We start from the raw sequence: 11,844 nt of genomic DNA, 5'->3' as shown, positions 1-11,844 counted from the left end.
TGACGCGGCCCTGACGTCCTCGACTTACTGTGCCTGTCGACTCACTGTGCTCGCCGGCGCTTCCGTCCGAACCAACCGAGCACCGCGAGTAATGCCACCGCGGCGCCTCCGCCGATGACCGTCGATCTGTCGGCGGACACACCAACGGACGGAGTTCCGCCGGCACTCGGGGCGTAACCGGCGCCGTACACGGACTCGACCGCCGCTTGGATGTCGAACCCGGTTTCGGTAGCCGGCCCGCAGCTGTGCCCCTCGTGCTCGGCGTCGACGTCGTACGGCGCAGAAACGAACATCAGCTGCTCGGTGCCGAGCACGTAGCTTGTGCCACAACCGTTCCCGTTCGCGAGTGTCCCCACCGACGTCACCGATGCCAGATCGCCTTTGTAGACCCGGCTGACGTCGAACAGGTAGGTGTCCTCGAATCCGTCCGAAGTTTTCTCCGTCGGAGTCCCGAGGAAAACGGTGCTGGAGACGCTCACGGCTTCTTCCGGGGTAGCCGATGATGCGCACGAACATGCATTCGCTGCCGTGGGCAGCAGTAAGGGCAACCCTCCGGTCAAAAGAAGGATTGCCCCGGCTGCCAGTGTTCTTCGCATCGCCATTAACCGACTATATGGTCTGCTATGGCCTGCTCTGAGAAGTTTGCGTGAATCAGCCGCCGAGCTTCTTGTAGAACGTGCCCACGATGGGCGCAACGACGGCACGCGGGCTGTAACCGCCCGCGACGGACATCGCCTTGCTCAAGATGCCCGGTACGACGCGCATCTTGTTCTCGGCCAGGCCGTCGAGCGAGACCTTGGCGGTGTACTCGCTCGAGATCCAGAAGAAGTCCGGGACGAGCTTGTCGACGATCGACGCTTCGGCCGGGTCCGGGGTTTCGGTGCGTACGGGGCCTGGGGCGAGCAGGGTGACGTTCACTCCGGTGCCCTTGAGTTCACCTCGCAACGATTCCGCGAAGGTGTTCACGAACGCCTTCGTGGCGGCGTACGTCGCGTTGTTGGGGATCGGCATGTTTCCGGCCGCGGACCCGACCATCAGGATGGCTCCGGACTTGCGCGCGAGCATGCCCGGCAGCACGGCCAGCGTGAGATCGTGCACTGCAACGGCGTTGAGCTCGACCTGGTCGCGCTCGTAGGCCGGGTCCAGCTCGGCGATCGGCCCGAAGGTGGCGATACCGGCGTTGTTGCACAGGATGCTGATGTCGCGGCCACCGAGTTCCTCGACCAGAACGGCACGCGCCGCGCTGTCGGAGAGGTCCGATGCACGGACCTCCACCTCGACGCCGTGCGCGGCGCGAAGCTTCTCGGCGAGGACCTCCATGACCTCGCCACGACGGGCAACGAGGATCAGGGAGTGTCCGCGTGATGCCAGATCAGCGGCCAGTGCCTCTCCGATGCCGGAGGAGGCGCCGGTCACTACGGCGCGGGCTGTGGTTGTGGGTGTCGGCAGGCTCACGATCAGTCAGCGTAGCCGGTCAGATCTTCGCGGCCAGTCGTGTGCCCTGTTCGATGGCACGCTTGGCGTCGAGTTCTCCAGCGACATCCGCGCCGCCGATGATGTGGGTCACCACGCCCGCGACGGTCAGTTCGTCCACTAGATCGCGAACCGACTCCTGCCCGGCGCAGATGACGATGGTGTCGACCTCGAGAAGTCGGGGCTTCTCGTGCTTCTCACCGAAGGTGATGTGCAGGCCGGCGTCGTCGATGCGCTCGTAGTTGACGCCCGAGAGCTCGTGGACGCCCTTGTTCTTGAGGGCCGCCCGGTGGACCCAGCCGGTGGTCTTCGCGAGGCCGGCGCCGATGCGTCCTGGCTTGCGTTGGAGGAGGTAGACCTCCCGCTCGGAGAGCTCTGGTACCGGAGTGGTGAGAGCGCCCGGGGCCATTTCGGGTTCGGTGACGCCCCATTCCTGCTTCCACTCCTTGAGATGAAGAGTGGGGGAAGTGGGGTGCGTGAGGAATTCGCTCACGTCGACGCCGATGCCGCCGGCACCGATGACGGCGACGGACTTGCCGACGGGCTTGCCCTCTCGGACGACCTCGGCGTAGGTCAGCACCTTCGGGTTCTCGATGCCGGGGATCTTGGGAACCCGCGGCGTCACGCCGGTGGCAACCACCACTTCGTCGAAGGATCCGATGAGATCTGCTGGTGCGACGCGGGTTTCGAGCTTGACTGTCACTCCGGCCACGTCCAGCATGCGGGTGTAGTAGCGAATGGTTTCGGCGAACTCTTCCTTACCCGGAATGAGCTGTGCGATCCCGAACTGTCCGCCGATCTTGTCCGAGGCCTCGAACAACGTGACCGAATGACCACGCTGAGCAAGATTGAGTGCTGCGGAAAGTCCGGCAGGACCGGCGCCGACGACGGCGAGATTCTTGGTCCGCCGAGTGGGGGAGAGGATCAGCGTGGTCTCACGGCCCGCGCGCGGATTGAGCAGGCAGGAGACCTGCTTGTGAACGAAGGCGTGGTCGAGGCAGGCTTGGTTGCAGGCGATGCACGTGTTGATCTCGTCGGACGCTCCGCGCTCGGCCTTGTTCACCCAGTCGGGATCGGCGAGCATCGGCCTGGCCATCGAAATCAACTGCGCGTCACCGCGGTTGAGGATCTCTTCGGCAGTCTCGGGCATGTTGATCCGATTCGAGGCGGCTACCGGAATGTCGACGTGCTTCTCGAGCTTGCTCGTGATGTCCACGAAGGCTGCTCGGGGAACCGAGGTGACGATGGTGGGCACCCGTGACTCGTGCCATCCGATGTCGGTGTTGATGATCGTGGCGCCGGCAGCTTCGACTTCCTTTGCCAACGAGACGATTTCATCCCAGGTCTGACCGCCCTCGACCAGGTCTGCCATCGACAACCGGAACACGATGATGAAGTTCGGGCCGACGGCCTTGCGTGTGCGTCGCACGATTTCGACTGCCATGCGTCGACGGTTCTCGGAACTGCCGCCCCACTGGTCGGTGCGCTTGTTCGTGCGCTCGCAGAGGAACTGGTTGATGAAGTAGCCCTCACCGCCCATGATTTCGACGCCGTCGTAACCCGCGGACTTGGCCAGACGCGCGCAGCGAACGTAGTTCCGGATCTGCCAACGCACCCCACGGCCGGTCAGCTTGCGCGGACGGAACGGATTGATGGGTGCCTTGATCGACGACGCGGAGACACTGAACGGCTGGTAGCTGTAGCGGCCGGCGTGCAGGATCTGCATGGCGATCTTTCCACCCGCGTCGTGAACCGCCTTGGTGATCCGGCGGTGACGGCGCGCTTCGATGCGGTTGGTCAGCTTGGCACCGAAGGGCAAGAGCCAACCGGTGCGGTTGGGCGCGTAGCCGCCGGTGATGATCAAGCCGACTCCGCCACGGGCACGTTCGGCGAAGTACTCGGCCAAGCGGTCGGTGTCCTTCGCGCGATCTTCGAGGCCGGTGTGGATCGATCCCATGACGACGCGGTTCTTCAGCGTCGTGAATCCGAGGTCGAGCGGTTCGAGCAGGCGGGGGAACTGTGTATCCGTCATGACTGAAGATGTCCTTCCGTGGCGTACTCGCCAGTGTCTTCGGTGGCGTACTCGCCGGTGTCTTCGATGGCGTACTCGCCAGTGGGCAATGCGTCCAGAACTTCCTGGCACCAGTCGGTGAATCCTTCCTCGACGCGGATGCCGCCGCGAAGTACGAGGTACTGGTGCAGTGAAGAGCCGGAAAGCGCTGCTGGATTGGGGAAGTCACGCTTTTCGATGAGTCGGTAGACGTCGAGGCGGGCGGCGTGGCCGTCGCGGTGGCGAGCGACTTCGCGTCGTAGAGCGGGGAGATCGGCGTGCGCAGCGGCCCTGATCTTGATGGCCAACTCGTTGCGCAGGTGGTTCGGTTCGGACGGCTCTGCGATCCATCGGGTCAGTTCGGCGCGGCCGGCATCGCTGACGCGGTACATCTTCTTGTCCGGTCGGCCGTCCTGCGCGATGGCTTCCACCTCCACCCAGCCTGCCTCGTCCATTCGCTTGAGGACTCGGTAGATCTGCTGGTGCGTCGCGCTGTGGAAGAAGCCGATCGACTTGTCGAACCGGCGTGTGAGGTCGTATCCCGACGCATCCTGTTCGGACAGGGAGACGAGCAACGCATGTTCGAGTGCCATGGAAAGAGTATCTATGCACTCAGGTGCGTATGCAACTAAGTGCGTACTAACTCGGGTGCATAGAACGTCTTGTATGTCGACTTCGGAGAGAGGCGCCGAGTCGCCCGCGCGCAGTTAGGCTTCGCCGTATGAGCGCCGAGTCCACGAGCACGCAGGCCGAGCCACCCGCAGGCATCGGCGGTGCGGCCACGAAGAGTCAAGTGTTCGCATGGGGGCTGTGGGATTGGGGATCGGCCGCATTCAACGCAGTGATCCTCACGTTCGTCTTCTCGGTCTATCTCACCGACGCGGTCGGTGACGACCTTCCCGGCACGATTTCGGCAACTACGTGGCTCAGCTGGGCACTCGGAATCGCCGGCTTCTTCATCGCGATTCTCGCTCCGATCACCGGACAACGTTTCGATGCGTCGGGTAAACGTAAACTCTCGCTCGCGATACTGACCGGCATCACCGTGCTCTCGATGGCGGGCCTCTACTTCGTCGAGGACAACTACCGCTATCTGTGGCTCGGATTGGTTCTGCTCGCAATCGGTTCGGTGATCTTCGAGCTTGCCGGCGTTCCCTACAACGCCATGATGCGGCAGGTGTCGACACCGGAGAATCTGGGTAGAGTCTCCGGCTTCGGCTGGGCCATGGGATATTTCGGCGGAATCGTGCTGCTGTTGCTGTGCTACTTCGGGTTCATCGTCGGCGACGGCGACACTCGGGGATTCCTCGGATTGACCACCGACGGCGGCATGAACATCCGGATGGTTGCACTGCTGGCTGCAGTGTGGTTCGCGGTCTTCGCGATTCCGGTGTTCTTCAAGGTTCCCGAGTTGCCCAGCCCCGCGGTCGATCCGGGAGCGTCCAAGGCCGGGTTCCTCGACTCCTATCGGGTGTTGTGGCGCGATCTGCGCGAACTCTGGAACGTCGACAGGCGCACGATCTGGTACCTGATTGCGAGCGCACTCTTTCGTGACGGTCTGGCGGGCGTGTTCACCTTCGGGGCCGTGCTGGCTGTCAACGTCTACGGAATCAGTGCGGCCGACGTGCTGTTGTTCGGTGTTGCGGCCAACGTGATTTCCGCAATCGGTGCATTGGTGGCCGGACGTTTCGACGATCGGATCGGACCCAAACAGGTCATCACCGTCTCGCTGGCGTCGATGATCGTGGTCGGCGCGATCCTGATCGCGGTGTCAGGGCCGGTGATGTTCTGGATCTTCGGTCTCGCGCTCTGCCTCTTCGTCGGGCCCGCTCAGTCGTCGGCACGAACCTTCCTGGCGCGCATCACCCCGCCTGGGCGTGAAGGTCAGATGTTCGGCCTGTATGCGACAACAGGCCGAGCAGTGTCGTTTTTGGCGCCGACACTGTTCGGCCTGTTCGCATGGCTCTTCGGTGCAGACCGTGCCGGCATCATCGGACTGCTGGTGGTTCTCGGCGTCGGCCTTGCCGCATTGTCGATGGTGAAGGCGCCGGAAGGGGACAGTGCGCTGCCCGTCAATCCTTGAAGTAGACCAACTGGTGTGTCGTAGCGAGCAATGCGCCGTCACTGCCCCAAATTTCGGCCGACTGATCGAAGTACCCGTTGCCGAACCGTTGGGTCCGCGCGGTTCCCAGCACGGAATTGTCTGCCTGTTCGGTCAGCGTCTGAGCGTCGGCGTGGAAGTAGATGGTCATCGAGACCGTTCCAGCCGGAGCCATCTTGCCTCGGCGCAAGAAGACTCGTGGGAAGAAGACATCGCACAGTGCGGTCAGCGACGTGAAGTCGAGAGCGCGTGCCGGTTGATCGCGCACCCAGAGTGTCGTGGTCGAGTCGGGATGCTCGCCCGACTCCAGGTCGGGGATCGCACCCTCGACAAAGCGCATCTCGTAGTTCTGTGCCCAGGCGATGAACTCGGGGAACGGCAGCAGCGTAACGTCTTCGGCCGACGGAACTTCCGGCATCGTGATCTCGGTAGACGACCAGGTTTCACGCCTGGTACCGAACACTGCCGTCGCGGTAGTGGCGACGGTTCCGTCCTGAGACAGTTCGATGGACCAGTGCTGCGTCGAGCGGTTGGTGCGCACCGGCCGGGCGGAGATCTCGAAGGCGCCCTCGGTGATCGGACCGGCAAAGTTGACGGTCAACGACAGCGGATCGCCGAGGCGTTCGGGGTGCTTCAGTACGGATTCGAGCAACGTGGCAGCGGTGACGCCGCCGAATGGCCCGACCATGTTGTTGTACGCCGGATTGGTCTCGCCGGTCGACAAGCCGGCGGTGAGTGGCGTCAATCCGACAGCAGCGTCGAAAGGATGGGGTGGTGCAACGGTCTCGGTCATCGCAGAACTCCTGGTGATGGAATCAATTCGGCTCTATGTATGACAACATACATAGAGCCGAATTCGTCGCGGCGATCAGGATCCTGCACGTGCGAGGATCGCCTCGGCCAACTCTTCGGCTCGCTCTTCCGGAATCCAGTGACTTCCGCCGTCGAGCACGACGAACTCGTAGGGGGCGTCCACGAATTCACCACAGCGTTCTGCGCCTGCGCGGCCGAGCGCTGAGTCGCCGGTGCTCCAGACATACGTGGTCGGCACGGTGGTGCGATCGATGTCGCCGAAGTCGCGGGTCATCGCGCGGTACCAGTTCAAGGCGCCGGTCAGCGCGCCCTCCCCGCTCAGGACACGAATGTGCTCGTCGGCGAATTCAGGATCGATCTGGCCGTCGAACATAGCGCGCAGCCGGCGAAAGTTGTCCTCCGACAACACTTCCTCGGCTTTGCCCTCCTGTCGGAGAAGTCCGATGTACGACGAGCGTTGTTTTTGGTCCTCGTCCTCGCGGAGTGCCCAGCCGAAGGCGGTGGGGTGGGGGACCGAGATCGCGGTCAGACTGCGGATCCGGTTCGGATGGCGACCGGCGACCTGCCAGGCGACCGCCGAACCCCAGTCGTGGCCGACCAGATGCGCGTCGGACAGGCCGAGTGCGTCGAGCAATCCGACGACGTCGGCTACCAGATGCTCGATCTTGTAGGCATCCACCCCTTCGGGGCGCGCGCCGGCGGAGTAACCGCGCTGATTCGGTGCGATAACGCGGTAGCCCGCTGCGGTGAGCAGTGGTGTGACCTTGCCCCAGGATGCGGCGCTCTCCGGGAAGCCGTGCAGCGCTACCAGCGGAATGCCGTCGTCCGGGCCCGAGATCAGTACGTCGAAGGTGAGGTCGCCAACGGGGATTTCGTATGTACTCGTGGAAGACATGACTCTCACCGTACGTCGAAAAGGTGAACCCGAGGTCAGTTTCGAGGTGGATTCCAGGTGGCCATTCCGAGCATGATGACTCGCAGTTGCTTCTCGGCTCGTGTGATGACGGCGGCTTCGTCGCGATACCCGGCCGTCCCGGCGTCCAGCAGTTCGACGACAGCGCTGAACATCGTCGAGACGATCAGGCCGGCAGCCATTTCCAGATCGTCCGACGACCAGCTTTCCAGTCCGGCAATTCTGGAGAGGTCGATGGTCAGTTCGCTGACGAACAACCGCATTTCAGTGGCTATCGCACGTCGTACCTCACTGACGCCGCTGTAGCGTTCGCGGCAGAGGAACCGAAACTGTCGCTCGTGTGTATGCACTTGTCGCACAAGGATGCCCAGTGACGTAGCGGCGTCCTTGGTGCTGGGATTACGCCTTGCGTCGCGCAGCATCTGGCGCAACATGCGCATGCTCTCTTCGACGAGGACGACACCGACGTCCTCCAGTGAAGCGAAGTGGCGGTAGAACGCAGTCGGAACGATCCCGGCTTCCCTGGCTACCTCTCGCAAGCTGATTCCGGCGAAGCCCCGATCGGCCGAGAGGTCCATGGCAGTGTCCAGGAGCGCTTGGCGTGTGCGTTCCTTCTTTGCGGCACGACTTTCCGGCTCCCTGTTGTCGGGTTCCCTGCGCTCTGGGTTCACCGGTCCGGCCTTCGTCACGACGTCGAGTGTAGGTACAGGCATTCCGGCTCCTTTCGGCAACTCGTGTAACTCGGATCACATTCTTGTTGACATGTACTTGTGTGCACCTGTCACACTATCTTCGGTGAACATTTGTACACTGAATTCACGCAGTCGGGGGAAGCTAGCCCAGCAATCGAGATACCCGGCAATCGAAGTACGAGGAGGGTCATGACAATCGCATCTGCTCCTGAGAACACGACACCGAAGTCCACACCTCGGCGCGGACTGTCCTTGGTGGGACTGATCGAAGCCATGGCTGCTCCACATCAGATCGACCGATACCTCGAGTTGGTCAACCCGATGGCGACCGTTCGTGACATTCGCGCGCAGGTTGTCGCCGTCGACCATCCGACGGCTGACTCCGTCACTCTCACGCTGCGCCCGACTCGCCAGTGGCGCGGTTTTCAGGCGGGCCAGTTCGTGCAGTTGGGCGTGGTGATCGACGGTGTTCGTCACACTCGCTGCTACTCGCCGGCCGGGGGCGCGTCTACGCGCAGCGGGCTGATCGAGCTCACCGTCAAAGCGCATCCGGGTGGCTTGGTGTCGCAGTATCTGTACGCCAACGCAGCGCCCGGGCTCGTTGTCAGCCTCTCGCAGGCAGACGGGGTGTTCTCCCTTCCCGTCGACCGCCCGCGTCGGGTGTTGTTGATCAGTGGCGGCAGTGGAATCACCCCGGTCATGTCGATGCTTCGGACGCTGGTGGAGGAGCAGCACTCGGGCGAGATCGTGTTCGTGCATTACGCGAACTCCGATGCCGACGTGGCGTACACGCGCGCGCTGAAGACCATCGCCGAGCAGAACCCGAATGTGAAACTGGTACTGGTGTACACCGAAAGCGGTGGAGGTGACCTCGAAGGTTTCTTCGATCGCGGGCACCTCGACGCGGTGGCTCCTTGGATCGCCGATCCGGACACGATCGACGCTCAGGCTTATCTCTGCGGACCTCCCGGACTGATGCAGGGAGTGCGTGAGGTGTTCCGTGAGGTCGACGTCGAGCACTTGCTCAACACCGAGGAGTTCGCGCCGGCGGTGGCCGAGCCGGGGGAGGCCGGCGGCGAGGTGTCATTCACCAAAAGTGGGGTGGCGGCCGAGAACTCCGGCGAAACACTTCTCGAACAAGCAGAAGCTGCGGGCCTCAATCCCGAGTACGGATGCCGGATGGGAATCTGCTTCTCCTGCACCTCCGTCAAGAAGGCGGGCCGTACCCGAAACGTGCGCACCGGTGAGACAGACGACGAGCCGGACAAGAAGATCCAGCTGTGCGTCAGTGCTCCCGTCGGCGACGTCACCGTCGACATCTGAAGTCCCATTTTCCACACGACTGTCTGGAGACCGACATGTTTGGACTTTCACTTCCCACCCTCCCGTTCCTCGGCAACGGTTCCGATGCGAAGGACGACGCTCCCGTCGTTCTGACGTACGAGCAGGTCGAGGAGATCGGCCGCGAGTTGGACGCATTGCGCGATCGCACCGTCGCCTCGCTCGGGGCGGAGGATCGGGAGTACATCTACAAGATCATCAAGGCTCAGCGCGGGTTCGAGGTCGCAGGTCGCGGCTTGATGTACCTGGGCTTCCTGCCTCCGGTGTGGCTCGCGGCAGTCGGTGCATTGAGCGTGTCCAAGATCCTCGACAACATGGAGATCGGCCACAACGTCATGCACGGTCAGTACGACTGGATGCGTGAACCAGGGCTCAATTCCGAAGTCTTCGAATGGGATACGGTGTGCCCGGCCGACCAGTGGCGTCACTCGCACAACTACATGCATCACACGTACACCAATATTCTCGGCAAAGACCGCGACATCGGATACGGCATCCTGCGTATCGACGACGCGCAGAAGTGGAACCCCTATTACCTCGGTAATCCGGTCTGGGCCTTCGCCTTGATGGTGCTCTTCGAGTGGGGCGTGATGATGCACGATCTCGAGATCGAGAACGTCATTCAGGGCAAGCGCAAGTGGCACGACGTCAAGCCGCTCCTGAAGGGCTGGTGGAACAAGGCGGGCAAGCAGGTCCTCAAGGACTACGTCATCTTCCCGGTTCTCACGGGGCCGCTGTTCGTGACCACTCTCGCGGGGAATGTCACCGCCAACCTGGTCCGGAACGTGTGGACGTACTCGATCATCTTCTGTGGCCATTTCCCCACCGGTGTCCAGAGTTTCACCGAGGACGAGACGGCCGACGAGACTCGCGGGCAGTGGTACGTGCGTCAGATGCTCGGCAGCGCCAACATCGAGGGAAGCCCGCTCTTCCACATCATGTCCGGCAACCTCTCGCACCAGATCGAGCACCACCTGTTCCCGGACCTGCCTGCGCATCGTTATCCGGAACTCGCTCCCCAGGTGAAAGAATTGTGTGGGAAGTACGGTTTGCCGTACAACACCGGTGGGTTCTTCAAGCAGATCGGTTCGGTATGGGGCAAGATCTTCAAGCTCGCTCTTCCGCCCGGTTTGGTCAAGTCGAAGACCCCTCCCGGTGTTATCGTCGAGCGCCAGCGAACTGCAGCCTGAGAGGCACACACTGATGGTCGGGAAATTCGAACGCCGCAAGGACACGGTCCAGGAACTGACCGAAAGTGCAGCCAACCACGTGGGCTCGATCGCGATGATCATCGCCGGGGCCGTTCGAGACGTGACGCGCGAGATCGGCGACTGGGTGTCCGACGGAATCGAGATGCGTGAAGCAGCGAAAAAGGCTGCAGCTGACGATCGTTCGGAGTCCGTGACCATCGAGCACGACGACAGCGATCCACCTGAAGACTGGCGTTGATCCACCGCGGCGGACGGCCTGATCGCGCAACCGCGAGCCGTCTCGCCTGAACGACCGCGTTGCCCTCCGTCACAGATGACGGAGGGCAACGTGGGTTTCGTGGACTGTTTCGGCGGCCGAAGACGCGGATCGAACACCGATCACGAGTGAGGTCCTAAGCAGCGCTTCCGAGGCTCGCCGAGTCGAAGCTGCCGAGCCCGGTGCTACCGAGACCGCTGCTCCCGACTCCGCCCAGTGCGAGCGCATTGCTGCTGCCCGCGCTCAGTAGCTGGACGATGATGTTGATGACGATGGGGTCGCCGGTGAGCGGAATTGTAGGCACAGGGGGACCTGCTTTCTGTTTCGAGATGTGGTGAGAAGGTGAGCGGCGACGGGATCGTCGACGTGGTCAGGCGGGCTGTTTCAGCCACTTCCGGTGCTGCCGAGCGACACGATGGAGCCGTTGCCGAAGCCGAGTGCTCGGGAGAGTGAGCCGAAGTCGATGACCAGGCTGCCCAGGGTGTGCTGGTTTATCACGGTGGTTCCTGTCTGTGCCGCGACTGTGTGATGCGAGCGGGTAAGTCGATCAGGGAGCAGGCGTCGTGGGAGTTTCGCCGCCGCCGCCAATCGGAGAGTTGTCGGTGTAGAGGAAACTGCTGCCGGCGTTGAACATCTGTAGGACGGTGTTCAAAACGACGGCCAAAGCGCCTGTGGTTGGTGCGGCGATCATGTGCTTGCTCCTGGTTTCAGCGGTGGCGACGTGGTGGTCACCGTGGTCACCGCCATCACAGTGTCAGGCGGCTTGGAGCGGGCCCTGTGCGAGAGATTCTCTCGCACAGGGCCCGAGATTCGTCCTAGGAGACGCCGCCGCCATCCGTCGAGCCCGTGCCGGTGCTGCCCGCGTTGAAGAGCTGCAGGATGGTGTCGAAGAAGGCACCGAGGAGAGCGTTATCCTGGCCGTTGATCATGTGTTTCCCCTTAATTGTTACTGGTTTGCGCGGTGATTCGCACCACACTTTTATAGCCCGGTTCG

Annotated in this window: 13 protein-coding genes; 4 read left to right on the top strand and 9 right to left on the bottom strand. The window is 62.6% G+C overall.

Annotation, left to right across the window (positions count from 1 at the left end; all coding sequences use genetic code 11):
• Positions 1 to 41: 41 nt before the first annotated feature.
• The 4 genes from ACVZUB_RS19080 to ACVZUB_RS19065 form a co-directional block, all read right to left on the bottom strand.
• Positions 42 to 479, bottom strand: a complete 438-nt coding sequence (locus tag ACVZUB_RS19080; RefSeq protein ID WP_482627653.1) for a hypothetical protein — start codon at positions 477 to 479, stop codon at positions 42 to 44.
• A 172-nt stretch (positions 480 to 651) separates the two neighbouring features.
• Entirely contained in the window at positions 652 to 1,455 is an 804-nt protein-coding gene (gene cmrA / locus ACVZUB_RS19075) for a mycolate reductase (protein ID WP_019749133.1), read from the bottom strand.
• A 19-nt stretch (positions 1,456 to 1,474) separates the two neighbouring features.
• The gene (locus ACVZUB_RS19070; protein ID WP_007733329.1) at positions 1,475 to 3,505 is read right to left on the bottom strand and encodes an NADPH-dependent 2,4-dienoyl-CoA reductase; all 2,031 of its coding nucleotides are present in this window, start codon (positions 3,503 to 3,505) and stop codon (positions 1,475 to 1,477) included.
• Positions 3,502 to 4,116 carry a PadR family transcriptional regulator gene (locus ACVZUB_RS19065; protein WP_047888983.1) on the bottom strand — a complete coding sequence of 205 codons (615 nt, stop codon included), beginning with the start codon at positions 4,114 to 4,116 and terminating at the stop codon, positions 3,502 to 3,504. Before ACVZUB_RS19065 ends, ACVZUB_RS19070 begins: the two co-directional genes overlap by 4 nt.
• Before the next feature lie 128 nt (positions 4,117 to 4,244).
• Between ACVZUB_RS19065 and ACVZUB_RS19060 the strand changes: the two genes are divergently transcribed.
• Positions 4,245 to 5,606 carry an MFS transporter gene (locus ACVZUB_RS19060; RefSeq protein ID WP_007733331.1) on the top strand — a complete coding sequence of 454 codons (1,362 nt, stop codon included), beginning with the start codon at positions 4,245 to 4,247 and terminating at the stop codon, positions 5,604 to 5,606.
• On the opposite strand, the gene ACVZUB_RS19055 is transcribed toward ACVZUB_RS19060, so the two are convergent.
• The 3 genes from ACVZUB_RS19055 to ACVZUB_RS19045 all read right to left on the bottom strand — a co-directional run bounded on the left by ACVZUB_RS19055 (position 5,596) and on the right by ACVZUB_RS19045 (position 8,063).
• The gene (locus tag ACVZUB_RS19055; protein ID WP_007733332.1) at positions 5,596 to 6,417 is read right to left on the bottom strand and encodes an acyl-CoA thioesterase; all 822 of its coding nucleotides are present in this window, start codon (positions 6,415 to 6,417) and stop codon (positions 5,596 to 5,598) included. The genes ACVZUB_RS19060 and ACVZUB_RS19055 overlap by 11 nt on opposite strands.
• A gap of 75 nt (positions 6,418 to 6,492) precedes the next feature.
• Positions 6,493 to 7,332 carry an alpha/beta fold hydrolase gene (locus tag ACVZUB_RS19050; RefSeq protein ID WP_482627652.1) on the bottom strand — a complete coding sequence of 280 codons (840 nt, stop codon included), beginning with the start codon at positions 7,330 to 7,332 and terminating at the stop codon, positions 6,493 to 6,495.
• Between the two features lie 35 nt (positions 7,333 to 7,367).
• On the bottom strand, positions 7,368 to 8,063 hold the full coding sequence (locus tag ACVZUB_RS19045) for a TetR family transcriptional regulator (protein WP_482627651.1): 696 nt from the start codon (positions 8,061 to 8,063) through the stop codon (positions 7,368 to 7,370).
• A gap of 168 nt (positions 8,064 to 8,231) precedes the next feature.
• Here ACVZUB_RS19045 and ACVZUB_RS19040 point away from each other — a divergent pair, with 168 nt between their 5' ends.
• The 3 genes from ACVZUB_RS19040 to ACVZUB_RS19030 are packed head-to-tail and all read left to right on the top strand — an operon-like array spanning position 8,232 to position 10,832.
• Positions 8,232 to 9,365 carry a ferredoxin reductase gene (locus tag ACVZUB_RS19040; RefSeq protein ID WP_482627650.1) on the top strand — a complete coding sequence of 378 codons (1,134 nt, stop codon included), beginning with the start codon at positions 8,232 to 8,234 and terminating at the stop codon, positions 9,363 to 9,365.
• A 35-nt stretch (positions 9,366 to 9,400) separates the two neighbouring features.
• Positions 9,401 to 10,573, top strand: a complete 1,173-nt coding sequence (locus tag ACVZUB_RS19035) for a fatty acid desaturase family protein (protein WP_058227155.1) — start codon at positions 9,401 to 9,403, stop codon at positions 10,571 to 10,573.
• 13 nt (positions 10,574 to 10,586) lie between these two features.
• Positions 10,587 to 10,832 (top strand): hypothetical protein, encoded by a 246-nt coding sequence (locus ACVZUB_RS19030; RefSeq protein WP_003945295.1) that lies wholly within the window; start codon positions 10,587 to 10,589, stop codon positions 10,830 to 10,832.
• 154 nt (positions 10,833 to 10,986) lie between these two features.
• On the opposite strand, the gene ACVZUB_RS19025 is transcribed toward ACVZUB_RS19030, so the two are convergent.
• Positions 10,987 to 11,154: a hypothetical protein gene (locus tag ACVZUB_RS19025; RefSeq protein WP_003945367.1), complete on the bottom strand. Its 168-nt coding sequence runs from the start codon at positions 11,152 to 11,154 to the stop codon at positions 10,987 to 10,989.
• 243 nt (positions 11,155 to 11,397) lie between these two features.
• Positions 11,398 to 11,541, bottom strand: coding sequence for a hypothetical protein (locus ACVZUB_RS19020; RefSeq protein ID WP_003945326.1), 144 nt, complete (start codon positions 11,539 to 11,541; stop codon positions 11,398 to 11,400).
• Positions 11,542 to 11,844 lie beyond the last annotated feature (303 nt).

Source organism: Rhodococcus sp. OS5 (assembly GCF_056837585.1).
Note: the sequence above shows the minus strand (reverse complement) of the source record. Positions and strands in the feature narration are given on the sequence as shown.

Bases quoted from the DNA above. Each gene is read 5' to 3' on its own strand.
- ACVZUB_RS19070 (WP_007733329.1), bottom strand. From the start codon at position 3,505: ATGACGGATACACAGTTCCCCCGCCTGCTCGAACCGCTCGACCTCGGA.
- ACVZUB_RS19065 (WP_047888983.1), bottom strand. From the start codon at position 4,116: ATGGCACTCGAACATGCGTTGCTCGTCTCCCTGTCCGAACAGGATGCG.
- ACVZUB_RS19060 (WP_007733331.1), top strand. From the start codon at position 4,245: ATGAGCGCCGAGTCCACGAGCACGCAGGCCGAGCCACCCGCAGGCATC.
- ACVZUB_RS19055 (WP_007733332.1), bottom strand. From the start codon at position 6,417: ATGACCGAGACCGTTGCACCACCCCATCCTTTCGACGCTGCTGTCGGA.
- ACVZUB_RS19050 (WP_482627652.1), bottom strand. From the start codon at position 7,332: ATGTCTTCCACGAGTACATACGAAATCCCCGTTGGCGACCTCACCTTC.
- ACVZUB_RS19045 (WP_482627651.1), bottom strand. From the start codon at position 8,063: ATGCCTGTACCTACACTCGACGTCGTGACGAAGGCCGGACCGGTGAAC.
- ACVZUB_RS19040 (WP_482627650.1), top strand. From the start codon at position 8,232: ATGACAATCGCATCTGCTCCTGAGAACACGACACCGAAGTCCACACCT.
- ACVZUB_RS19035 (WP_058227155.1), top strand. From the start codon at position 9,401: ATGTTTGGACTTTCACTTCCCACCCTCCCGTTCCTCGGCAACGGTTCC.
- ACVZUB_RS19030 (WP_003945295.1), top strand. From the start codon at position 10,587: ATGGTCGGGAAATTCGAACGCCGCAAGGACACGGTCCAGGAACTGACC.
- ACVZUB_RS19020 (WP_003945326.1), bottom strand. From the start codon at position 11,541: ATGATCGCCGCACCAACCACAGGCGCTTTGGCCGTCGTTTTGAACACC.